Below are 21,281 nucleotides of genomic sequence, written 5' to 3'. Positions count from 1 at the left end.
AGCCAAAACAACAGGGAAGAAAAACTCCGAGAATGGAAAAAGGCAAAATCCTGCTTGCCCTCACGGGCATCCACCCGCAGCGCTGGCATGAGTTGCTTTCGGCCGAGCGCGAGGTCGTGCTGGAGCCGAACGGCGCCGACGATCCGTCGATCACCTATGCGGTGGTGTGGAAGCAGAAGCCCAACCTTCTCAAGTCGCTGCCCAATCTGCGCGCCATCTTCTCGATCGGCGCCGGCGTCGACCATATCTTTGCCGATCCCGGCCTGCCCGACGTGCCGATCGTCAAGATCGTCGCCGACAATCTCACCCAGCACATGGTTGAATATGTTGTCTGGCGCGTGCTCGACCACCATCGCCAGGCCTCGCTATACCGGGTCCAGCAGCAGAAGAAGATCTGGCACGAGCCGCCGCAAAGAGTGGCGGGAGACATCTCGGTCGGCATCATGGGGCTTGGCAGCCTCGGCCGCGCCGCGGCTTCGGCGTTGCTGTCGCTCGGCTTTGCCGTCAACGGATGGTCGCGCAGCGACCGACCGATGCAGGGCGTTTCGACCTATTCCGGCGAGGCAGGGCTGATCCCGTTCCTCAACGCCACCGACATCCTCGTCGTGCTCTTGCCGCTGACGCCGCAAACCCAAGGCATCGTCAATTACGGGCTGCTCAAGGAACTGCGCCGGCGCAACGGCCTTGGCGGTGCCGTGCTGATCAATGCCGGGCGCGGGCGCCTGCAGAAGGACGCCGACATCGTGCGCGCGCTGGACGACGGCACGCTGAAGGAGGCGAGCCTCGACGTGTTCGAGGTCGAGCCGCTGCCGAAGACCAGCCCCCTGTGGAGCCATCCGAAAGTGTTCGTCACACCGCATGCGGCGGCGACGTCGGACCCCGCTCATCTGGTGCCGATCATGCTTCGGCAGATGGCTGCCTTCGAGCGAGGCGAAAAGCTCGACAATCTGGTCGACAGAGAGGCGGGGTATTAATCGAGGGTCAAAACCCCAGTCCCGGAAGCAGTGCTTGATCGCCCGCAACGAGGACAGCTGCAGCTTCGGCAGATCGAGCCCTTCGAACATTGCCCGGTATTTGCTGCGGTTTCGCGGCGTGGTGACGGCGATGTGATGGATCATGTCCCGTTTAACGCTGTCGCGCCCGCCTTCCAACGCGCCATGCCGCTTGGTCTCGAACAGCGTTCGCCGAAAGTAACGCAACAGACTTGCGGGCGTGGAGATATCCAGCAGGATCAGACCTGTCGCCCGCCGAAGGCGCTGCGGCATGCAAAGCCAGTAGTTTCCTTCCATCACCCAGCGCTCGCCGGCGATGGCTGCATCGTGCAGGGCAATGAATTCGTTCCTCGGACGCTGCTGCCAATCCGTATTAGGCAGGTGAAAGAGCTGATCGAGGTGAACGGCTTCCAAACCGCGCTTGCGCGCAATCGCGTCGGCAAGGGTGGACTTGCCGCTATTGGACGGTCCCAGAATGCAGATGCGGTCGCCGAGGTCCGAGAGATTCATCGGGTGGACTTTCAAGCGCGGTCAGACGCTCGGCGATCCGCTCAAGCGCTAAACGACTATCGAATGCCGGCTTCTCAGGAAGGCTTCGAGCCGGGCAGCCCCAACGTCTCCTTCTTCTTCGGCTTGCCGCAGTCGCGGCGGTCGATCGAGCGGTTCATGGCATCGATCTCGCCGCTCGCCTTGTTGCTGGCGCGCTGCGCCTTGGAGCGGGTGTCAGGTATGAACGGGCCGAAGCCCATCGCCGGATTGGAGAAGCTCGGCTTGGCGGTGACGGGCAGATTGTTCTGGCGCGCCAACTGATTGCGCTGCGCCAGCAATTGGTCGCAAGGCACATCGTCATATTGCAGTGAGGATTGGACATCCTCGTCCTGGCGCTCGGCCAGCGACGTGCCGCCGACACAGCCGGCAACCGTCAGGCAGGACGCCAACACAATCATGGTCCAGCGCATGGATCCCTCCTTTGGGGCAATTCCAGGAAAGGGCTTTCCGCTCGGAATTGCGCAAAACATTTGGTATCCGCCCCGCGCTACCCGGACCATGCCATTCGGGCTTTTTCGCAGCAAGATCCGGTTCATGCGGCTGCCGGAGTTATCACCTCGACGGCTGCAGCGGCGAAGCCGGCAACGATGGCCAGGCCTTGGACCGGATCACCCCGGTCGTGCCGGATAACCAAGCTTTGCAGCGACAGAACCGCAAATCCGTTCGCCCCTAGCAATCGCCGCGCATAGGCTTCGGAATGGGCATAGCGCCGTGACGGCAAAAGGGCGAAATCGCCGCCGCCGGCAAGCGTCTCGAGCGAAAAGGCGAATATTCCGTCCTCGGCAAGTATGTTCGCAACCGCGCCGATGATGCGGTCGAGGGCGCCCAGATAGATGAACACGTCGGCCGCGACCACCAGGTCGGCCCTGTCGCCGGTGTGCGTGAAATGCTGAAGGTCGGCCTTGGCCAGCCGGTCGTAGATGCCCTTGGCTTTCGCCTTCTTCAGCATGCCGGCCGAGATGTCGTAGCCCTCCAGCCGGTCGACGAAAGGGCGCAGCCTTTCGCCCATCAGGCCGGTGCCGCAGCCGAGATCGAGGGCCAGCCGGAACCGGCCGTGCCGTGCCTTGCCGATGGCGCGCTCAAGAAAATCCGGCAGGCCGTAGCCGAGCTTTTTGACGAGCGAGTCCTCGAAACTGTCGGCGTAGTGGTCGAACAGGGTCTCGACAAAGGCGCTGGGCGGCGCCGCTGCGGCTGACGCCTTGCCGATCAGCTCGAGCTTCAGCGCAGCGCCAAGGCGGTCAGCGGGCTCCAGATGTAGCGCCATGGCCCAGGCCTGCGCGGCCTGGTCGGGAAGGCCAGCCGCCTCCTGCATCTCGCCGAGGCGAAACCAGCCCGCGGCCCATCGCGGCGCCAGTTCCAGCGCGCCGAGCAGAAGCTCGGCCGCCTGCGCGGGCTCGCCCGAGGCGAGCAGCATCTCGGCGAAATCGGCGCGACGGTCGGCGTTCAAATCGCCCGACGAAGCCTGGAGCGGTTTCATGCGTGAAGGGGTCCCGCCGGCAAAGCTGGCCGGCGAAGGGTTCCATAGCATGATCCCGAAAAGTGGGAACCGGTTTTCGGAGAGAGATCATGCTCCAACCAAGAGTTGGATCGTGATGGCGTTTCAACGAAACGCCATCACGATCCAAGACGAGTCAGCAGTCTCTTGCAACAGGCTTCCCGCGGCAAATTTAGCCACTATGTTCAAAGCCATGCGCGCCAGCGACCTGCTCAAGCCCCGCCCGGAAGGCCTCTACTGCCCGCCCGGCGATTTCTTCATCGATCCGGTGCGGCCCGTCGGGCGGGCGCTGATCACGCATGGCCATTCCGACCATGCGCGATCCGGCCATAGCTCAGTGCTGGCCACGCAAGAGACGCTCGACATCATGGGGCTTCGCTATGGCGAGGATTTCGCCGGAACGACCCAGGCGGCCACGCTCGGCGAAACACTCGACATCAACGGTGTCGCGGTCACCTTCCATCCGGCCGGGCATGTGCTGGGCTCGGCGCAGATCTGCGTCGAGCATGGAGGCATACGCATCGTCGCCTCCGGCGACTACAAGCGCCAGAATGACGCCACCTGCCTGCCGTTCGAGCCTATCCCGTGCGACGTCTTCATCACCGAGGCGACTTTCGGCTTGCCGGTGTTCCGCCATCCGCCGGACCATGAGGAGATCGCACGCGTGCTGAAATCGGCGGCGCAGTTTCCCGAGCGCTCGCATCTGATCGGCGCCTATGCGCTCGGCAAGGCGCAGCGCGTGATGCGGCTTTTGCGCGACGCCGGCTACGACGGGCCGATCTATATCCACGGCGCGCTGGCCAAGCTCAGCCAATATTATCAAGGCCAGGGCATCGATCTCGGCCGGCTCGAGCCGGCGACGGTTGAAAGCGGCGGCAAGGCTGATTTCGTCGGCGCGGTCGTCGTCGGGCCGCCGTCAGCCTTCGCCGACCGCTGGGCGCGGCGTTTCCCGGACCCGATCTCCTGCTTCGCCTCGGGCTGGATGCGCATCCGCCAGCGCGCCAAGCAGGGCGGCGTCGAGCTGCCGCTGATCATTTCCGACCATGCCGACTGGGACGAGCTGATCATCACGATCAAGGAAACCGGCGCGGAGCAAATCTGGGTCACGCATGGCCGCGAGGAAGCGCTGGTGCGCTGGTGCGAGCTCGAGGGCATCGCGGCGCGGCCGCTGCATCTGGTGGGGTATGAGGACGAGGGCGATTGATGGAACAGTGTTCGCCAATCGCCGCCGCCGAGTTCTACGGCGCCCCCCTCTGTCCTGCCGGACATCTCCCCCTCAAGGGGGGAGATTGGCAGTTTCAGTGCCGGCGCATCTCCGGCCACGCTAGAGATTGGCGAAAGCCGGCGCGGCATCTGATCTCCCCCTTGGAGGGGGAGATGGCCGGCAGGCCAGAGGGGGGCGCCTCGCGCCGGCCTTCGCCATTGTCGTGTCGCGCATGAACCGCTTCGCCGAGCTCCTCGACCGTCTGGTGTTGACGCCGTCGCGCAACGGCAAGCTGACGCTTCTCACCGATTATTTCCGCAGCGTCGAGGACCCCGATCGCGGGCTGGCGCTTGCCGCCATCACCGGCGATCTCAACATCGCCGCGGTAAAGCCGGCGATGTTGCGCGCGCTGGTGGTCGAGCGCATGGATCCGGTGCTGTTCGGCTATTCCTACGATTATGTCGGCGATCTCGCCGAGACCGTGTCGCTGGTCTGGCCGCAACCGCAAGGGCACATCCCCAATCATGTGCCGACGCTGGCCGAGGTGGTCGGCAGGCTGCAGGCGGCGAGCCGCTCCGACGGACCCAGGGTGCTAGCGCGGCTGCTCGACGACGCCAGCATCTCGGCGCGCTTCGCCATCATCAAGCTGGTCACCGGCGGCTTGCGCATCGGCGTGTCGGCGCGGCTCGCCAAGCAGGCGCTGGCCGACCTCGGCAAGGTCGACGTCGCCGAGATCGAGGAGCTCTGGCACGGTCTGGCGCCGCCTTACAACGAGCTGTTCGCTTGGCTGGAGGGCCGGGCGGAAAAGCCGAGGAGCGCGGCGCTCGCGCTGTTCCGCCCGGTGATGCTGTCCAACGCCGTCGATGACAACGACCTCGAAAAGCTCGAGCCGGCCGATTATGCGGCCGAGTGGAAATGGGACGGCATCCGCGTGCAGGCGGTGTGCGAAGGCGGCGTCCGCAGGCTCTATTCGCGTACCGGCGACGACGTGTCCGGAGCCTTCCCGGACCTTGCCGCCGCTATGAATTTCGAAGCGGCGCTGGACGGCGAGCTTTTGGTCGGCGACCCGCGCGAGGCGACCGGAACCTTCTCCGACCTGCAGCAGCGGCTGAACCGCAAGAGCGTCTCGCCAAAGATCCAGCAGCAATACCCGGCGTTCATGCGCTGCTACGACGCGCTGCAGATCGACGGGGAGGATTTGCGCGCGCTGCCCTTCGCCGAGCGCCGCAAGCGGCTCGAAGCCTTCGTCAAGACCCTCGATCCCAGCCGCTTCGATCTCTCGCCGCTGGTCGCGTTCGCCGAGTGGGAGACGCTGGAGCGGCTGCGCCAGGCGCCGCCGCATCCGATCATCGAGGGGGTGATGCTGAAGCGCTGGGATTCGCCCTACCTTGCCGGCCGGCCGAAAGGGCCCTGGTTCAAGTGGAAGCGCGATCCGCACACCATCGACGCGGTGCTGATGTATGCGCAGCGCGGCCACGGCAAGCGCTCCAGCTTCTATTCCGATTATACATTCGGCGTCTGGTCCGGCCCCGAGGGCTCGGAGGAGCTGGTGCCGGTCGGCAAGGCCTATTTCGGCTTCACCGACGAGGAGCTGAGAGAGATCGACAAATATGTGCGCGACAACACGATCGAGCGTTTCGGGCCGGTGCGCTCGGTGCGCGCCGACCGCAGGAACGGCCTGGTGCTGGAGGTGGCGTTCGAAGGCCTCAACCGCTCGACGCGCCACAAATCGGGCGTGGCCATGCGCTTTCCCCGCATCTCGCGGCTGCGCTGGGACAAGCCGGCAGCGGAAGCCGACCGCATCGAGACGCTGCAGGCGCTGCTGGACGACTAGAAAATCCAATGAAGGCGCAGCACCCCACCCGGCGGTTCGCGCCGACCTCCCCATCGAGGGGAAGTAGGACGTGGCGCTAATCCCCTACCTCCCGTTGATGGGGAGGCCGCGCCGAAGGCGCGGGCGGGGTGAAGAGCCAGCGTTGCAGATAGAGCGACACGGTCACTGCGCGATCGAAACACGTATCTCGTAGATATCGACCGACTTGCCCTTCTGATCGAAGTCGGAGTTGATCGCGATGGTGCCGGCCGCGCCCGGATGCTTGTCCGGGAACTGCACGTCGAACAGGTATTCGTTGCGCTCGTGGCCGACCGCGTAGCGCTTGCGGCCACAATCGCCGAGATCGCCGAAATTGCAATCGATCGAGATCTGCGTCTCCTTGCCCTCTTCCGAGCGGGCGACGATGTCGAACATGGCATGTTTGCCGGCAAGCTTCTCCAGCACGCCCTGGCCGACATCGAATGCGATGGCCGAGCCCGACGCGCCCGAGCGGATGCGCAGGAATTGGCCGGTATCGTCCCTCATCACCTCGGCAGCGGCGTCGGACGGCGCGCTGACATGCGTCGGATCGGCGGGTGAGAAGACGTTGATCCAGTTCTTCGACTGGTCCGCTTGGCCCGGCTTCTGCGGCGAGCCGGGTTCGGCCGGCTGGGAGGAATCCTCATCGTCCAGCGTCGGCGCCGGCTCCGGCGGACCGGTGTTGAGCTCGGCCGCCGTCTTGAAGACACCGGTCTGCTTGGCGAAATAGAGGCCTATGCCGGCGGCCGCGAGCAGCGTCGCGACGACGAAGATCGCGGTGAGCGGCAGGCGCCGGCCCCTGATGCGCCGCTCGTCGGGGTCGGGCGCGACCTGGGCGCCGTTGCCGACCGGGGCGCCCGGCGAATCATCGAGCGAGGGCGCATCGGGAAGCGCCGTCTCGTCCGGCATGATGTCGGGCACACGCGGCAGCACGCGCGAATGCGGCCGGTCAGAGGCATCGGGCTGCACCGGCCCGTCAACGGTGATCGAGGGCGACGGCGCGGATTGCGACGGCGGCCGTGGCGCGTCGACCGACGGCGCGGCCGATACGGCAGGAGCCTCGACGCGCGGATCCGGCGCGCCATTGCCGGCCGGCACGACGTTTTCCGGCGGCAGCGTCACATCGGGGACGGCCGGCAGGAACTCTGATTCGATCTCCGTGATCTTGGCCTGCACCGCCTTGCGGCGGCTGATGGCGGCCTCGACCGTGACGTTCGGATTGGCCTGCAGGACGCGGTCGAGCGCGGCAAATGCCGATCGATAGACCTTCTCGCGGAACGCCCGGTCCTCGGCATTGCCTTTCTCGAAGGCATTGCGGATCGCTTTCTCGATGGGGTCCAAACGAGCTCCCTCTGCGCGTTCGCTGCCGGTTGTCTGATCGTCAGCCGCGGACGACCAATCGATCAACGGCGAGCGGCTGCCTTGCCGGTCAAAGCCATTTCGGCATTTTTTGTTGAAGAATCAACATTTTTCGTCACCGCCGGCGCGACCGCACCGGTCAGCCCGGTGCAAGGGACAGGCGGCCCGCACGCCGCTGCAGGCCCGTCGCGCGGTAACCGTAGATCGGAATTGCCGCCGGCGAGACCGGAATTCACCGCTGCCCATCTTGAATTAGCGAGCGGTTGAGTCTATCACCCAGCCCATTCTGGAAGCCTGACGCTTCCCGGGCCGCTTTAGCTCAGTTGGTAGAGCACATCATTCGTAATGATGGGGTCGCGTGTTCGAGTCACGCAAGCGGCACCAAATTTCTCCACGAGAACCAAACCATTACCGAAGCCGATCGTTGAGCGGTGCCCGTGAACGCCAGGCGACGGGGCAGGTGACAAAAGATCATCGGCGGGGGTAATCTGCCCCAACGGAATAAGGGGCTATATCTTTGGCCCTTTCGGACCAATGCGTCCGGCAGGATGGACCTCGGTCGATTGTGGGCGAGCGGGCAAATCAGACAGTCTCGCGATCGCGCCGGCCGATAACCCCAAGCCCCCCGCCCATCGGTCGGTGCATGCCCGGCTTGCAGGACCTCAAATCCTAACCACAAAATGCGAGCCGGGCTTCCATCCGCGTGCCGTGCCGAGACGGAAGTTGTCGGAAATGCAATGAGGCGTTGGACGGTCTACCACGTCGATTTCGAAGCAGAAGGCAACAAACCGCTTCTGACTGTAATCGGAAGCGTCGAAGCAGACAATCTTTTGGCGGCGGTGATGAAGGCGCAAGTATTGTGGCCCGATGAAAGGTCCATGACCGTCCGCCCGGCCGGAGACGACAGCCAATCGGGGCAGCCGCCCGCTCCCCAGCGCGACACCGATTGAACCCAAGGAACGATCGGGCCGCTCGCTCGGCTCCAAGCGCCCGACATGATCCGGCCACGCCTTCAGGCCGCCCGGCTTGCCGCACAAGCAGCACCAGTTTTCCACGCCTTCGCGCCCTGCACCACTTCACATGCGCATCTCGGCCATTGTCGGGAATCGATGTTGGTGGGAAACTCCCTTTGTCAGCATGGGAGGTCGAAATGCCCAATAGTTTCAAGACCGGAGACGTCGTCAGGCTGAAATCCGGAGGCCCGGAAATGACCGTCAGCGACGGCGCGGCTTCCGGCACGTATCTGTGCCACTGGTTCAACCGCGAGGGCGACGTCTGGACGCCGCAGCATGCAGGTTTCAAGCCGGACCAGTTGGTGGTCGTCGACCAGCCGAGATAGTCGTCAGCTCCTGTCCTGAGGAATCCTTCGCCGCGGCGGCGTCGGATTCCGAGGATTTCTGCCCGGTCGAAAAAGGACCGACGGATTTTGCTCGTCGCCGCGTTCAACGGCTGAAGCGTGGCCGCCAATGGCCGCGCCCAACCGGAGACGAGAGCATGATCCGCCCCACCCTATTCGCCGTTGTGCTTGGCTTGCAGACCGCGGCCGCGGTCGCCCAGGCGACGACGCCGGCCCCTGCGCCCGCCCAGACGACGCCAGACAGCTCGGCTGCTGCCAAGTCCGGCCTGACGCTGGAGAAATTCGAGGCGCGCCGGGAAAAGGCGTTCATGCGGGCCGACACCGATGATGACGGCAAGGTCAGCCTGGCCGAGTGGACCGCTTTCCAGACCGCGCGCAAAGCCAAGGGCGATCCAGCCAAATCCTTCGCGCGCATGGACACCAACAAGGACGGCTTCCTCGACAGAGGCGAGCTCGACGCCTTCCTCGCCAAGCGCTTCGCCAGGCTCGACAAGAACAGCGACGGCGTGCTTAGCGCCGACGAGAGGCCGGGCCACAAATCCGCTCCCAAGCTGGAGCAATGACCAAGAGGCTATGCCGCACAATGACAGTCGCGAGCGCCCGGGATGATGGGCGCCGATCCGGACGAGGAACTGGTACGCCGCATCGGCGCCGGCGACCCCGCCGCCGTGCAGGCGATGGTGGCGCGCAAATTGCCGCTCATCCTGGCCCTGGCCACAAGGATGCTCGGCGACGCGGCGGAGGCCGAGGACGTGGCTCAGGAGACGTTCGTGCGCATCTGGCGCCACGCCTCGGGCTGGCGCCAAGGCCAGGCACGCTTCGACACCTGGATCCACCGCGTCGCGCTCAACCTCTGCTACGACCGGCTGCGACGCCGGCGCGAATGGACGACGGACGAGCTGCCGGAACTGGCGGACGAGGCACCGCTCCCCGATGCCATGCCGGGCGACGAAGAGCGCAGGGTCAACCAGGCTTTGCAGCGCATCGCGCCGCGCCAGCGCGAGGCGATCGTGCTGGTCTATTATCAGGAGCTGTCCAACATCGAGGCCGCCGGCGCCATGCAGGTCAGCGTCGATGCGCTGGAAAGTCTGCTCGCGCGGGGTCGCCGCTCGTTGCAGGCCATGCTCGTTGGAGATGATGGCAATGACTGAGACAGCAAGGGCATTGCCGGCTTCACGGGGAAGGACGCGGCGCGCCACGCCGGAACGGCGCAAGGGGAAACGGGATGGCTGAGAAAACCACGGACGGGCCGATGGATGCCGGGCGCTTCGCCGCGCTGGCGGATGCCTATGGCAGCGCCTTGCACCGCTGGCCGCCAGCCGAGCAGGCCGCCGCAATGCTGTTTGCCGAGACCGGGCAAGGCCGCGCCATCCTGGAGCGCGCCGGCAGGCTCGACGCCGTGCTCGACCGTTATCGGGTCGAAGCACCCAGCCCGGCGCTTCATCGCATGATCGTCGCCCGCGCCGCAGGCGAGGTCAGGCAGGAACGCCGCCGGCGATTCTGGTGGCTGGGCTTCGGGCTTGCGGGCGTCGGGCTCGCCGGCGCCATGGCCGGGCTGGCGCTGGTGACCGTCGTTGCCCCGGATATCCAGTCGGATCACTATGTGATGGACGCCAATGCGACGTCGTTCGGCGATGCCGGCCCCGACGCCGATCAGGCCGAGGAGGATCTATGAACCCCCGTCTCGTCGCGGCATCCCTGGTACTCAACGTCTTTCTGATCGGCGCGCTCGCGGGCGGGGCGGGCTGGCTGATCGGCAAGTCCAATCCGGGCTATTCGCTGGAATCGGCCGGCGGCAGATTGCCGGCCGCCGACCGCAAGGTCTTCCGCCAGGCGCTGCGTGAGGTGCGCCGAGAGTCCCGCGACGTGATCCTCGATGGACAGGCTGCGCGGCGCGAGGCGGCGCACCTCCTGCAGCAGCCGACCCTCGACAGCAACGCGCTTGCCGCCGCGCTCGAGCGCGCGCGCAATGCCGATGTGACGGTCCGCACCCGGCTGGAACAGCGCATCATCGAATTCGCCGCATCGGGATCGCTGGAGGACCGCCAATTGCTGGCAGACGCACTGCTTCGGCGCGCCGGCCGGCAGCCGCCGCCTGCAAAAAAATCGCCATAGGCAGCGACGGAAAGGGCGGGCGCGCTCCGTTCAAGGGAAAGAGGGACAGGCCTGTGACCACCTTCGGCGGCGGGCAGGTTCTCTTCAACCTCGAAATATTGGGGAGTATCCCATGAACAGTCTGACGAAATATTCGCTCGCGGCAGCGCTCGCCATCGGCGGAACAGCCGCCGCGAGCGCCGCCTCGGCGATGCCGATCGCACCGATCGCTCCGGCGCCCGCAATGATAGAGCACGTCGCCTGGGGCTGCGGTCCGGGCTGGCATCCCAATTATTGGGGCCGCTGCGTGCCCAATCGCCGCGTGATCTATCCCGGCTATTATTACTGGGGCGGACCGCGCGTCTATATCGGCCCGGTCTGGCATCCCTACCACCGCTGGCACCACTGGCGCCGCTGGTGATGGTCCGCTCATGGGGCCGGTGCTGCGGCCGGTGCCATGAGCGCTCTTGCGATCATGCAATATGTCGGACGACGCGATATGCGTCGGGCTCGGACGGAGGCTTCGTTGGCCGCACCGGTTTCACAGTCCATGTCCCCCGATCCGGCGCTGGTAGCGCTCCACCGCTTCGGCCTCGGCGCAAAACCCGGCGACGAGTTCGGCAAGATCGCCGCCGATCCGCGCGGCTACCTCAAGGCCGAGCTCAAGCAGCAGGACATCGCGCTCATTTCCCCCGACGACCCGCGGAATGCCGGGCTGCTGGACAGCACCGCGGCGATCCAGGCCAGCATGGCGGCGGCCATGGAGCGCAAGGCGGCGCGGGATGAGAAGGCGGCGGCCGCCATGCGGCCAATGGCAGCGGATGATCCACCCGGCCCAGCCGTGGCAAAAGCCAAACCCGCGGTGCCGCGTGTCGAGGCAGATATCTATCGCGACGAGGCGCAGGTCCGCTTCGACAAGGCGCTCGCGGCGGCGCCAGGCTTCGTGGAGCGCCTTGTCGGCTTCTGGTCGAACCATTTCTGCGTTTCGGTCGCCAAGGCGCCTGTCGTGCGGGCCAGCGCCGGCGCCTTCGAACGCGAGGCGATCCGCCCCTTCGTGCTCGGCCGCTTCGCCGATATGCTTTTGGCCGTCGAGCACCATCCGGCGATGCTGTTCTATCTCGACAACCGGCAGTCCGTCGGCCCCGATTCCCGCGCCGGCAAGCGGCGCGGACGCGGCCTCAACGAGAACCTCGCCCGCGAGATCCTGGAGTTGCACACGCTCGGCGTCGGCAGCGGCTATACCCAGGCCGACGTCACCAGTTTCGCCGCCATGCTGACCGGCTGGACGATGGCGGGCCGCGAGGGGCGGCTTGGGGAGCCGGGAAGCTTCGTCTTCAACGCCAACGCGCACCAGCCGGGCAAGGCGGTGCTGCTCGGCAAGATTTATCCCGACGGCGGCATGGGCCAGGCGGAGGCCGCACTCAACGACATCGCCCGCCACCCGGCCACCGCGCAGCACATCGCCACCAAGCTTGCCCGCCATTTCATCGCCGACGATCCGCCGCCGTCAGCGGTCGCCCGCCTGGCCACGGTCTTCACCAAGACCGACGGCGACCTGCGCTCGATCGCATTGACGCTGATCGACATGCCCGAGGCCTGGTCGACGCCGCTCACGAAGCTGCGCTCGCCCTTGGACTATGTCGTGGCGCTGCGGCGGGCGGTCGGCGCTACCGCCGGCAACGAACCGCAACGGTCGCTTCGCTGGCTGAGCGTGCTCGGTGAGCCGCTGTGGCAACCGCCGGGGCCGAACGGCTTTTCCGACCGGACGGATGCATGGGCCTCCGCCGAGGGTCTGAAGACGCGGCTGGACATCGCCTGGCAGGCCGCGAAGCAGGCGGATAACACCGGCGATCCCGACGAGACGCTGGCTTCCATCATCGGCACGTCCGTCTCGGCCGAGACGCGGCAGGCGATTTCACGGGCGGAGTCCAAGCAGCAGGGCCTGGCGCTGCTGTTGATGGCGCCCGAATTCCAGCGCCGGTGAGCTAGCTATGGAGATGGCCATGAGCCTTTGCGAAACCCCCAGCCTGTCCCGTCGCGCGGTGCTGATGAGTGGCGGCGCGCTGTTTGCCTGGGCCTATCTGCCGCGCTTCGCGCGCGCCGCCGACAAGCGCGACCCGCGCCTGATCGTCATCGTGCTGCGCGGCGCGCTGGACGGGCTGTCGACGGTCGGGCCGGTGGGCGATCCCGACTATGCCGGCCTGCATGGCGACATCGCGCTTTCGCTCTCAGGCGCCAACCCGGCATTGCCGCTTGACGGTTTCTTTGCCGTCAACCCGGCAATGCCGGTGTTTGCGCGCCTGTTCAAGGCGGGCCAGGCTGCGGTGGTGCATGCGGCGGCGACCGGCTATCGCGACCGCTCGCATTTCGACGGCCAGGACGTGCTGGAAAGCGGCCTGCCCGGCCCCGGCAATGCCACCACGGGCTGGCTGAACCGGGCATTGGCCAGCCTGCCGGCAGGCGAGCGGGTGGCGAAGCTGGGAGGGCTGGCGGTCGGGCCTTCGACGCCGCTGGTGATCCGCGGCGTCGCCCCCGTGCTCGGCTGGGCGCCGCAGGCGTTGCCGGCGCCCGGCGACGCCTTGGCGGAGCGCGTGCTCGATCTTTACAATCATCGAGACCCGGTGCTGGCGGCAGCACTTCAAAAAGGGCTCGACGCCGACCGGATGGCGATGGGCGATCAGCTCGACGGCAAGACGATGACGCCGAAAGGCGGCCTCGACAATGCCGCAGGCATGCGGCAGTCGGCACAGGGCGCGGCGCGGCTGATGGCGGCCGATGACGGGCCGCGCATCGCGGCTTTAGCCTTCGACGGCTGGGACACGCATGTCAACGAAGGCGGCGCAACCGGCCGGCTCGCCAATCTGCTCGGCGGCCTCGACGGCGCCTTCGAGGAATTCGAGAAGGGGCTTGGCGAGCGCTGGCAGGACACGGCGGTCGTCGCGATCACCGAGTTCGGCCGCACGGCACGCATCAACGGCACCGTCGGCACCGACCACGGCACCGGCACGGTGGTGCTTTTGGCCGGCGGCGCGATCAAGGGCGGCCGCGTCATCGCCAACTGGCCGGGACTGAAGGCTGCGCAGCTCTATGAAGGCCGCGACCTCGCGCCGACCAGCGACGTGCGCGCAGTGCTGAAAGGGCTGTTGGCGGATCAGTTCGGGCTTTCCGCTGCGGTGCTCGGCGACAAGGTGTTTCCGGAGTCGGCGACGGTGAAACCGATGCGGAATCTGGTGGCGTGAACGAAAACGCCCGCGCCGTTGCCAGCGCGGGCGTCGACGGCGATCCGAGAGCGATCACCAGGTCCAATAGCCTGGGTGCCAGCGGCCGTGATGCCAGAAACCGGGATGCCAGTGGCGCACATGCATCGGGCGGATGATCACCCGGCCGTTCGGCACGCATCTGCCCCAGCGGTTCATGTGCCAGCCGGGACCGCAGCGCCAGCCGACGCTCTCGATCGGCAGCGGCGCGGCACTCGGCCTGACAAGCGGCATGGCCTGCGAGCCGGCGCCGGACAGCATCAAGGTGCCGGCTGCCAAGGCGACGGGCAGAAAATACTTGGTGAGCATAAGGTTCGTCTCCGTGATTCATCCCTACCTCCGTGAAACGGAGGACAGGGCGGAATTCCGTCGGAGCGGTGCGGATCACATCTTCGTTAGCGGGCGGCGCCTTCATTGAGCGTCGCCACCGTCTTCAGTGCGCCGTCCAGCATGTCGCCTTTCTCGTCCTTCAGCGCTGCCTCGCGCAGACGGCGGATCCAATCGGCAGCGTCCTCGCGGCCTTTGAGCATCGGCAGCGCCGAGAGCACGCGGTCGAATTTCGACTGGGCGCGGGCATGAGTGTCGCTGTAGCCCTTAATCAGACGGCGGCAGTTCAGGATTTCGGTGGCCAAAGCGTAGTCTTGGCGAGCGTGGCTGAGCGCCAGTTCGTACCAGCGCTCCAGATGCTCGAGCTCGACCTTGTGGCGCAGCAGGCGGCGGCGCCAGCGGCGCAGGCCGCCGATGAACCATAGCATGGCGAAACCGGTGAAACTGTCGGTGCGTATATGGCGGCCGCGGTTGATGCGGCGGTCGAGGAAGGCCGCGAGTTTTGGGCGGTTCTCGATGTAGCTGCCGAGCCCAGCAGGAAGCGTGCCGCAAAACTCCTCGATGCGCGGATGGAAATATTCGGTGACCTGGAGGACCGAACCTTGCTTGACACCGACTTCCTTGCGCACCCGCTTGTCGCGGGCCGAGCGCGTCTTCAGGTCGGCGACGCGGATCATGTCGTCGTAGCACATGGCATTGGCGAGATGCTTCGCCGCCGCGATCGACAGCGCGTAGCCGCGCTCCGCATTGTCGAGCGCCACCGCTCTGCCCAGCCGGTCGAGATATTCGCCGCCATAGGCGATGTCCTGGTAGTCGACGACCTTCTTCAGGCCGCGTTCGGCCATGTCGCGCACCGGCTCCGGCAGCGCGGCGACGCGGGCGGCAAGCTCCTGCCAGCCTTTCAGCAGCGTTTCCGGGCCGCTGACCTTTGCCGTTGCACGGGCTTCGGTCGCGGCCGGTTTCGCTGCCTTGTCGCCCGCCGGCGCTGCCGCGATGCCGCGCGCGCGATCGTAAGCCGCGCCGAAGGCGGCGAGGCTTGGCCCGACACCACGGCCGCCGGCGCCGATCGCCTGTTCGTAGCTTTCACGGGTAAAGGGAAGCGCGTCGGAGCCGGCCAGCGCGCCGAGGAGGCTGGCCGAGATCATGGTGCCGTTGTCGGCGGCGATCTTTTCCATGTCGAAGGCGATGAAGCGTTTGGCCGCCGCCTGCGCCGTCGCATGCACCTTTTCGGACGAGGCGCGGCCGTCGCCCGGCTCGATCTTCTCCGACACGGCGGCGATGCGGTGCGAGGAGGTGATCAGCGTCGTGCGCTCGGGCGTGACGAAGCCGCGGATGATGGCGCGGCCGGCTTCCATCAGCTCGGCAGCGATCAGGATGTCGACGTCGCCCTGCGAGGGCGACAGCGCAAAGACCGGCAGCCGGCCGGTGTCGCGGGCCATCTCGATGTAATAGATCGTCGCGCCGGTGCGCTGCGCGACGCCGGCCACCGAGGTCGACTGGGCGATGTAGCCGTTGCGCTCGGCGACGTCGGTGATCCAGTCGGCAAGCACGCCGCCGCCCTGACCGCCGACCGCGAGCACAGCGAGTTTTATCACCTGCTCGTCGTCATGGGCGCCCGATTTCGGGCGCAGGGGAGAAGCCTGATCAAGCATCGGCGAACATCAAACGGCGGCTCTCGCGGCGGCGCTGCAGAAGACCGATCACGGCGCGGCGCGCGCTTTCGAGGAAACGGTCCCAGCGGCTCGGATTGTGGACGACGTCGGCGCGGTAGAAGGAGGGGCAGAGCACGGCCGCATCCGCCACCTCGCCGCAATTGCCGCAGCCGACGCAATTCTGGTCGATCGAGGCCACCGGATCGTCGCGCAGCGGATCGTCGAGCGTCTTCACCGACAGCGACGGGCAGCCGGAGAGCCGCATGCAGGCGTGGTCGCCCGTGCAGACGTCCTCGTCGACGCCGAATTTCGGCTTCACCACCCGCTCGCCGCCCTTGATCGCCTTGTCGACCAGCGGCTTCTCGCGGCGCTGGCGGTTGAGCATGCATTCGGACGAGGCGACGATGACCTTCGGGCCCTTCTCCTTGGTGGTCAGCGCGTCGCGCAGGGCCGCCCGCATCTTGCCGACATCATAGGTGCGGTCGATGTGGCGCAGCCATTTGACGCCCATGCCCTTCACCGCTTCATCGATCGGATGTTTTGTGGACTTCGTTCTGTTGTTGGCGCGCGAGGACAGGATGTCCTGGCCGCCGGTGGCGGCCGAGTAGAAATTATCGACGATGACGATGACGCCGTCATTCTTGTTGAAGACGGCATTGCCGATCGAGGAGGTCAGGCCGTTGTGCCAGAAGCCGCCGTCGCCGACGAAGGAGATCGAGCGGCGTTTCGCTTCCGGTGAATTGAAAGCCGAAGCAGAAGCCGGCCCAAGCCCATAGCCCATGGTGGTGGCGCCGAGCTCGAAGGGCGGCATGATCGAGAACAGATGGCAGCCGATGTCCGAGGCGATGTGGTGCTTGCCGAGTTCCTGCTCGACCAGCTTCGTTGCGGCGAAGATCGGCCGCTCGGGACAGCCGACGCAGAAGCCCGGCGGGCGACCAGGAACGACATTGATCAGATCGGCCGTTTCGACGCCCTCGCCCAGCTTGTTGGGCGCGCGCACCTCGCCAGGCAGCAGATGCGGGGCATTGGCGCGCAGGAAGGAGCCGATGCCGTCGAGCATCACCTGGCCGGTATATTCGCCGGCCATCGGCAGATGCTCCTTGCCGACCAGCTTGGTGTCGCGGCCGGCCTTGTGCAGCATCGCGGCGAAAGCCTGCTCGATGTAGTTAGGCTGGCCTTCCTCGACCACCAGCACCGCCTGCTTGCCTTCGCAGAAGGCGAGGAACTCGTCCTCGATCAGCGGATAGACGGCGTTGAGCACATAAAGCGGCACATCGGTGTCGCCATAGGTGTCGGCAAGGCCGAGCCGCTGCAGCGCGCGGATGACGGAATTGTACATGCCGCCCTGCATGACGATGCCGACCAAGCCATGGTCCGACCCGAAGATCTCGTTGATCTTGCGGCTCTTGATGAACTCCACCGCAGCCGGCCAGCGCTTGGCGACCTTCTCCTTCTCGTGCAGGAAGGAAGCGGGCGGCAGCACGATACGGCCGGTGTCGCGGCGCGGCGCCGACAGCGCGTCGGCTACCGACATTGGCGGGCGCTTGTTGTCCTTGGCGGTGAAATGGCCATGGACGTGGCAGCAGCGGATGCGCACCTGCAGCATGACCGGCGTGTTGGAGGCCTCGGACAGCTCGAAGCCATCCTCGACCGCCTTGACGATCGAAGGCAGGTTCGGGCGCGGGTCGAGCAGCCACACCTGGCTCTTCATGGCAAAGGCATGGCTGCGCTCCTGCATGATGGAAGAGCCCTCGCCATAATCCTCGCCGACGATGATCAGCGCGCCGCCGGTGACGCCGCCCGACGCCAGGTTCGCCAGCGCGTCGGAAGCGACATTGGTGCCGACCGTCGACTTGAACGTGGCGGCGCCCCGGATCGGATAATGCACGGAGGCGGCGAGCATGGCCGTGGCGGTCGCTTCCGAGGCGCTCGCCTCGAAATGCACGCCGAGCTCGCCCAGAATGTCCTGCGCGTCGGCCAGCACATCCATCAGATGGCTGATCGGCGCGCCCTGGTAGCCGCCGACATAGCCGACGCCGCATTGCAAGAGCGCCTTGGTGATGGCGAGGATGCCCTCGCCGGAAAATTCCTCGCCGGCGCCGAGCCTCAGCTTTTCGACTTCCTTGGCAAAAGACCGTTCGGCCATCTCTGCCTCCTTCCGTTGCCGCTATCGGGCGGCGCGTAGGTCAAACTCAAATGTCGTGCTTGCGGATGTTCTTCAGCATCTTCTGCAGGATCGCGATCAGCGCGGCATATTCGGAATCGTCGACACCGTCGAACATCGCCTCGAAGGCGTCGTGCATCGCAGGCCAGGCGCGGGTGAACAGCGCGCGGCCGTCATCGGTCAGGAACACATGGCGGAAGCGGCTGTCGGTGACGCCCTGCTCGCGCCGCACCAGGCCCTGGCCTTCCAGCGTATCGAGCGTGCGGCTCAAGGTCGACTGCTCGATCACCGTATAGACAGAGAGGTCGTTGACGGTGACGCCATCGGTGACCGAGAGCACGGCGAGCGTCCGCACCTGCGGAATGGTCAGGCCCTGCTTGCGGAAATCCTCGCGCAAAGTGGCGTTGTAGCGGCCCATGATGCGGTTCATCAGATAGGGCGCGAATTGCTGCAGGCCGATCTGGCCGAGTGTCGAGATGCGCTGGCGTTTTTCGGGAAGCTTCTGTTCCATCAGAGCCTCCCCGCCAGCAGGAAGCCCGAGCCGCCGCCAAGGCCGGCGCCCGGATGGGTGGAGGCGCCAATGTGATAGAGGCCTTTGATGCCGGTCTCGTGGTTTCGGCTTGCCTTGAATGGCCGCCACAGGAAGGATTGGTCGATGGTGGACGAGCCGCCATAGGGATCGCCGCCGACCAGGTTGATGTTCATTGCCTCGAGATCGGCCGGCGAATAGGCGCGGCGCGCAATCACGCTCTCGCGGAAACCGTCGATGTGGTTGGCGAGGATCGCCTCGACGCGGTCGGCATAGGCCTCGCGCAGCGCCTCGGTCCAGCGGCCATCGGCGGGCGCTTCGAGCTTGCCGGCGGCATCACCCCTTATATGGCGCGGCGCCTCGGGAAGTTGCAGCCAGAGGATCGCCTTGCCGTCGGGGCAGCGCGACGGGTCGAGCGCATGCGGCTGGCCGACGCAGATGGTCGGCACTTCCGGCAGCAGGCCGCGCACCGCCTCGTTGCAGGCTTTCGAGACGCCGTCGAGCCCCGGCGTCAGGTGCAGCAGCGCCACCTTGTCGAGGCCCTCGCCGCGCCAGGCCGGTGGCTTGTCGAGCGCGTAGTGGATCTGGAAGTTGCCCTTGCCGTAGCGATAGACGCGCGTCGCTTCTACGTCGCGCTTTGGAGCCGCGTCGCCGAGCAGGCGGCCGTACAGCTGTGTCGGCGTGACCGAGCAGATGACGCTTTTCGCGGCGCTCACCGTTTCGCCGGAGGCGAGCCGCACGCCGGAGGCGCGGCCGCCGCTCTGGACGATCGAGTCGACGTCGGCATTGACGCGGATTTCGCCGCCGCGTTCCTTGATCAGCGCCTCGAAGGCGGCGAGCAGGTTCCTTGCGCCGCCCTTGACGACCGGTGCGCCGGCAGCCTCCAGCGCGAAGGCGATGACCCTGGCGATCTGGCCGGAAAACGCGTCTTCCGGGCCGAGCCCGGCATGCAGCACCCACGGCGCCCAGAGCGCGCGGATGAGATCGGAACTGTAAGTCGTCTCCAGCCAGCCGCGCGCGGGCACCAGCGCCTCGCCCATGAAGGCTGCGAGGTGGCGCGGGCCGCGCCGCCAGGCCTCGCCGGCGATGAGCTTGGTGGTCGGATAAGACCAGAGCGCGCCGCCGAGCAGGCCGAACAGAAGCCCGGCATTGCGCTCGATGCCGCCCACATCGGCGGCATGGCGGTCGCCGTCGCCGGAGGCGATCCGGTTCAGCGCCGCGATGTTGGCGGCGCGGTCCGTGCTGAGCACGGCGTGGCTGCCGTCGGGCCGAAGCACACCGGTGGGCGTCCCGGTGTGGCAGAACTCCAGCCCGTGGCGCGCCAGGTCCTTGCCGAGCGCGGCAAAAGCCGGTGAGGTGATGAACAGCACAAACGTCGTCGCCATCACGTCGTGGACGAAGCCGGGCACGGTCGCCTCCTCGGTGCGCATGCAGCCGCCGATGCGGTCGTTGCGCTCGAGCACGAGCACCCTGGCGCCCTTGGTGCCAAGCATCGCAGCGCAAACCAGGGCGTTGATGCCGCTGCCGACGATGATGTGATCGACGTCGCTCATCGTCGTGGCCCTGACTTTTTAACCTCGTGGCACCAGTGCCAGCGCGCGGATCGGGCTGCCGGTGCCGTGCTCGATCTTGAGCGGAGCGGCGATCAGGATCGCGCCCTTCGGCGGCAGCTGGTCGAGATTGCAGAGGCTGGCCAGCCCATAGCGGTTGGCCTTGTGCATCAGCGTGTGCGCCGGGAATGGCGGCTCCATGCCGCCGGCCTTGCCGGCATCGGTTCCGATCGTCTCCGAGCCCCACCCCTTGATGTCCTTACTGATCAGGAACTGGATGGCCTCCGCCGTCGGGCCGGGCGTGTGCGGACCGGTCTCGTTGGCGTTGAGGAACTCCGCTTCCGAGCCGTTGCGCTTGTACCAGTCGGTGCGCATCACCACCCACTCGCCGGGATTGATGGCGCCATGATTGGCTTCCCAAGCCTTGATGTGGTCGACGGTGAGCAGGAAGTCGTGGTCGGCAGCGGCCTCCTTGGAGCAATCGATGACGTTGACCGGGCCGATGAAATTCTGCGCCGGAATGGTGTCGGTGGCGCCGTCCGGATAGTCCTTGCCGGTGATCCAGTGCTGCGGCGCATCGAAATGCGTGCCCGAATGCTCGCCGAGCTTCAGCCAGTTCCAGGCCCACCATGGACCGTTCTTGTCGTATTTGGAGATCTCGTGGATCTCGACCTTCGGCGTGTCGACGGCAAGCTCCGGCGGCAGCTTGATCAGCGGCGTGTTAGGCCCGAGTGGCGCCGTCAGGTCGACCACCTTGATCGCGCCCGAGAGCAGCTGGCTGGCGACCTCGCCGAGGAGTTTCTGCGTGTCCATGGTCTTTCGTTCCCTCTAGTTCGTGATCATCAAGGCTCGTTGCGGCCCTTAATATACCTACTAGACGAAAACATATGCATCTGCAAT

The 21,281-nt window shown here is 66.3% G+C and carries 22 protein-coding genes, 1 tRNA gene and 1 pseudogene; 14 read left to right on the top strand and 10 right to left on the bottom strand.

The window, feature by feature from the left end; all coding sequences use genetic code 11:
* The first annotated feature begins 32 nt into the window (after positions 1–32).
* Positions 33–974 (top strand): 2-hydroxyacid dehydrogenase, encoded by a 942-nt coding sequence (locus tag P9273_RS01785; protein WP_040993940.1) that lies wholly within the window; start codon positions 33–35, stop codon positions 972–974.
* Between the two features lie 15 nt (positions 975–989).
* Here P9273_RS01785 and P9273_RS01780 read toward each other — a convergent pair.
* From P9273_RS01780 to P9273_RS01770, 3 genes and pseudogenes are all read right to left on the bottom strand, one after another.
* Positions 990–1,502, bottom strand: a pseudogene (locus tag P9273_RS01780) (AAA family ATPase); the annotation flags it as partial.
* A gap of 74 nt (positions 1,503–1,576) precedes the next feature.
* Complete coding sequence (locus tag P9273_RS01775; protein ID WP_278047360.1) at positions 1,577–1,951, bottom strand: hypothetical protein; 375 nt, start codon at positions 1,949–1,951, stop codon at positions 1,577–1,579.
* 122 nt (positions 1,952–2,073) lie between these two features.
* Entirely contained in the window at positions 2,074–3,018 is a 945-nt protein-coding gene (locus tag P9273_RS01770; protein ID WP_278047359.1) for a methyltransferase domain-containing protein, read from the bottom strand.
* A 211-nt stretch (positions 3,019–3,229) separates the two neighbouring features.
* Here P9273_RS01770 and P9273_RS01765 point away from each other — a divergent pair, with 211 nt between their 5' ends.
* Entirely contained in the window at positions 3,230–4,240 is a 1,011-nt protein-coding gene (locus P9273_RS01765) for a ligase-associated DNA damage response exonuclease (protein ID WP_278047779.1), read from the top strand.
* Positions 4,241–4,472: 232 nt separating this feature from the next.
* Complete coding sequence (locus tag P9273_RS01760; RefSeq protein WP_278047358.1) at positions 4,473–6,074, top strand: cisplatin damage response ATP-dependent DNA ligase; 1,602 nt, start codon at positions 4,473–4,475, stop codon at positions 6,072–6,074.
* Between the two features lie 162 nt (positions 6,075–6,236).
* Here the strand turns inward: P9273_RS01760 and P9273_RS01755 are convergent, their stop codons facing one another.
* On the bottom strand, positions 6,237–7,433 hold the full coding sequence (locus tag P9273_RS01755) for a hypothetical protein (protein WP_278047357.1): 1,197 nt from the start codon (positions 7,431–7,433) through the stop codon (positions 6,237–6,239).
* Positions 7,434–7,514: 81 nt separating this feature from the next.
* On the opposite strand from P9273_RS01755, the gene P9273_RS01750 reads away from it, so the two are divergent.
* The 11 genes from P9273_RS01750 (at position 7,515) to P9273_RS01700 (ending at position 14,141) form a co-directional block, all read left to right on the top strand.
* Positions 7,515–7,718 carry a hypothetical protein gene (locus P9273_RS01750; protein WP_278047356.1) on the top strand — a complete coding sequence of 68 codons (204 nt, stop codon included), beginning with the start codon at positions 7,515–7,517 and terminating at the stop codon, positions 7,716–7,718.
* A gap of 41 nt (positions 7,719–7,759) precedes the next feature.
* Positions 7,760–7,835: transfer RNA gene (locus P9273_RS01745), tRNA-Thr, on the top strand.
* Positions 7,836–8,188: 353 nt separating this feature from the next.
* Positions 8,189–8,401, top strand: a complete 213-nt coding sequence (locus tag P9273_RS01740; RefSeq protein WP_278047355.1) for a hypothetical protein — start codon at positions 8,189–8,191, stop codon at positions 8,399–8,401.
* A 200-nt stretch (positions 8,402–8,601) separates the two neighbouring features.
* On the top strand, positions 8,602–8,790 hold the full coding sequence (locus P9273_RS01735) for a YodC family protein (RefSeq protein ID WP_040986255.1): 189 nt from the start codon (positions 8,602–8,604) through the stop codon (positions 8,788–8,790).
* A gap of 155 nt (positions 8,791–8,945) precedes the next feature.
* Positions 8,946–9,371 carry an EF-hand domain-containing protein gene (locus tag P9273_RS01730; RefSeq protein ID WP_278047354.1) on the top strand — a complete coding sequence of 142 codons (426 nt, stop codon included), beginning with the start codon at positions 8,946–8,948 and terminating at the stop codon, positions 9,369–9,371.
* A gap of 45 nt (positions 9,372–9,416) precedes the next feature.
* A complete protein-coding gene (locus P9273_RS01725; RefSeq protein ID WP_278047778.1) occupies positions 9,417–9,959 on the top strand; it encodes an RNA polymerase sigma factor in 543 nt (180 codons plus the stop codon).
* A 74-nt stretch (positions 9,960–10,033) separates the two neighbouring features.
* A complete protein-coding gene (locus P9273_RS01720; RefSeq protein ID WP_278047353.1) occupies positions 10,034–10,483 on the top strand; it encodes a hypothetical protein in 450 nt (149 codons plus the stop codon).
* Positions 10,480–10,923 (top strand): periplasmic heavy metal sensor, encoded by a 444-nt coding sequence (locus P9273_RS01715; protein ID WP_040993919.1) that lies wholly within the window; start codon positions 10,480–10,482, stop codon positions 10,921–10,923. The genes P9273_RS01720 and P9273_RS01715 overlap by 4 nt, the downstream gene beginning before the upstream one ends.
* A gap of 112 nt (positions 10,924–11,035) precedes the next feature.
* Positions 11,036–11,323 (top strand): GCG_CRPN prefix-to-repeats domain-containing protein, encoded by a 288-nt coding sequence (locus P9273_RS01710; RefSeq protein ID WP_278047352.1) that lies wholly within the window; start codon positions 11,036–11,038, stop codon positions 11,321–11,323.
* 129 nt (positions 11,324–11,452) lie between these two features.
* Positions 11,453–12,886 (top strand): DUF1800 domain-containing protein, encoded by a 1,434-nt coding sequence (locus tag P9273_RS01705; RefSeq protein ID WP_278047777.1) that lies wholly within the window; start codon positions 11,453–11,455, stop codon positions 12,884–12,886.
* Between the two features lie 19 nt (positions 12,887–12,905).
* A complete protein-coding gene (locus tag P9273_RS01700) occupies positions 12,906–14,141 on the top strand; it encodes a DUF1501 domain-containing protein (protein ID WP_278047351.1) in 1,236 nt (411 codons plus the stop codon).
* 54 nt (positions 14,142–14,195) lie between these two features.
* Here P9273_RS01700 and P9273_RS01695 read toward each other — a convergent pair whose 3' ends face one another.
* From P9273_RS01695 to P9273_RS01670, 6 genes are all read right to left on the bottom strand, one after another.
* Positions 14,196–14,468, bottom strand: coding sequence for a GCG_CRPN prefix-to-repeats domain-containing protein (locus P9273_RS01695; RefSeq protein ID WP_278047350.1), 273 nt, complete (start codon positions 14,466–14,468; stop codon positions 14,196–14,198).
* Between the two features lie 86 nt (positions 14,469–14,554).
* On the bottom strand, positions 14,555–16,138 hold the full coding sequence (locus P9273_RS01690) for an indolepyruvate oxidoreductase subunit beta family protein (protein ID WP_278047349.1): 1,584 nt from the start codon (positions 16,136–16,138) through the stop codon (positions 14,555–14,557).
* Positions 16,131–18,284 carry an indolepyruvate ferredoxin oxidoreductase subunit alpha gene (locus P9273_RS01685; protein ID WP_278047348.1) on the bottom strand — a complete coding sequence of 718 codons (2,154 nt, stop codon included), beginning with the start codon at positions 18,282–18,284 and terminating at the stop codon, positions 16,131–16,133. Before P9273_RS01685 ends, P9273_RS01690 begins: the two co-directional genes overlap by 8 nt.
* A 46-nt stretch (positions 18,285–18,330) precedes the next feature.
* The gene (locus P9273_RS01680) at positions 18,331–18,813 is read right to left on the bottom strand and encodes a MarR family winged helix-turn-helix transcriptional regulator (protein WP_278047347.1); all 483 of its coding nucleotides are present in this window, start codon (positions 18,811–18,813) and stop codon (positions 18,331–18,333) included.
* The gene (locus tag P9273_RS01675; RefSeq protein ID WP_278047346.1) at positions 18,813–20,384 is read right to left on the bottom strand and encodes a phytoene desaturase family protein; all 1,572 of its coding nucleotides are present in this window, start codon (positions 20,382–20,384) and stop codon (positions 18,813–18,815) included. Before P9273_RS01675 ends, P9273_RS01680 begins: the two co-directional genes overlap by 1 nt.
* A gap of 18 nt (positions 20,385–20,402) precedes the next feature.
* Positions 20,403–21,194 (bottom strand): cyclase family protein, encoded by a 792-nt coding sequence (locus P9273_RS01670; protein WP_040993905.1) that lies wholly within the window; start codon positions 21,192–21,194, stop codon positions 20,403–20,405.
* Between the last annotated feature and the right edge of the window lie 87 nt (positions 21,195–21,281).

Origin of the sequence: Mesorhizobium sp. WSM4935, from assembly GCF_029625735.1 — a bacterium.
Taxonomy (GTDB): domain Bacteria; phylum Pseudomonadota; class Alphaproteobacteria; order Rhizobiales; family Rhizobiaceae; genus Mesorhizobium.
This window is presented reverse-complemented; position numbering and strand designations above follow the sequence as displayed.

Coding starts and splice junctions, on each gene's coding strand:
- P9273_RS01680 (WP_278047347.1), bottom strand. CDS start 18,813: ATGGAACAGAAGCTTCCCGAAAAACGCCAGCGCATCTCGACACTCGGC.
- P9273_RS01710 (WP_278047352.1), top strand. CDS start 11,036: ATGAACAGTCTGACGAAATATTCGCTCGCGGCAGCGCTCGCCATCGGC.
- P9273_RS01740 (WP_278047355.1), top strand. CDS start 8,189: ATGAGGCGTTGGACGGTCTACCACGTCGATTTCGAAGCAGAAGGCAAC.
- P9273_RS01705 (WP_278047777.1), top strand. CDS start 11,453: ATGTCCCCCGATCCGGCGCTGGTAGCGCTCCACCGCTTCGGCCTCGGC.
- P9273_RS01730 (WP_278047354.1), top strand. CDS start 8,946: ATGATCCGCCCCACCCTATTCGCCGTTGTGCTTGGCTTGCAGACCGCG.
- P9273_RS01685 (WP_278047348.1), bottom strand. CDS start 18,284: ATGGCCGAACGGTCTTTTGCCAAGGAAGTCGAAAAGCTGAGGCTCGGC.
- P9273_RS01695 (WP_278047350.1), bottom strand. CDS start 14,468: ATGCTCACCAAGTATTTTCTGCCCGTCGCCTTGGCAGCCGGCACCTTG.
- P9273_RS01785 (WP_040993940.1), top strand. CDS start 33: ATGGAAAAAGGCAAAATCCTGCTTGCCCTCACGGGCATCCACCCGCAG.
- P9273_RS01775 (WP_278047360.1), bottom strand. CDS start 1,951: ATGCGCTGGACCATGATTGTGTTGGCGTCCTGCCTGACGGTTGCCGGC.
- P9273_RS01720 (WP_278047353.1), top strand. CDS start 10,034: ATGGCTGAGAAAACCACGGACGGGCCGATGGATGCCGGGCGCTTCGCC.
- P9273_RS01690 (WP_278047349.1), bottom strand. CDS start 16,138: ATGCTTGATCAGGCTTCTCCCCTGCGCCCGAAATCGGGCGCCCATGAC.
- P9273_RS01735 (WP_040986255.1), top strand. CDS start 8,602: ATGCCCAATAGTTTCAAGACCGGAGACGTCGTCAGGCTGAAATCCGGA.
- P9273_RS01715 (WP_040993919.1), top strand. CDS start 10,480: ATGAACCCCCGTCTCGTCGCGGCATCCCTGGTACTCAACGTCTTTCTG.
- P9273_RS01700 (WP_278047351.1), top strand. CDS start 12,906: ATGAGCCTTTGCGAAACCCCCAGCCTGTCCCGTCGCGCGGTGCTGATG.
- P9273_RS01675 (WP_278047346.1), bottom strand. CDS start 20,384: ATGAGCGACGTCGATCACATCATCGTCGGCAGCGGCATCAACGCCCTG.
- P9273_RS01765 (WP_278047779.1), top strand. CDS start 3,230: ATGCGCGCCAGCGACCTGCTCAAGCCCCGCCCGGAAGGCCTCTACTGC.
- P9273_RS01670 (WP_040993905.1), bottom strand. CDS start 21,194: ATGGACACGCAGAAACTCCTCGGCGAGGTCGCCAGCCAGCTGCTCTCG.
- P9273_RS01760 (WP_278047358.1), top strand. CDS start 4,473: ATGAACCGCTTCGCCGAGCTCCTCGACCGTCTGGTGTTGACGCCGTCG.
- P9273_RS01725 (WP_278047778.1), top strand. CDS start 9,417: ATGGGCGCCGATCCGGACGAGGAACTGGTACGCCGCATCGGCGCCGGC.
- P9273_RS01770 (WP_278047359.1), bottom strand. CDS start 3,018: ATGAAACCGCTCCAGGCTTCGTCGGGCGATTTGAACGCCGACCGTCGC.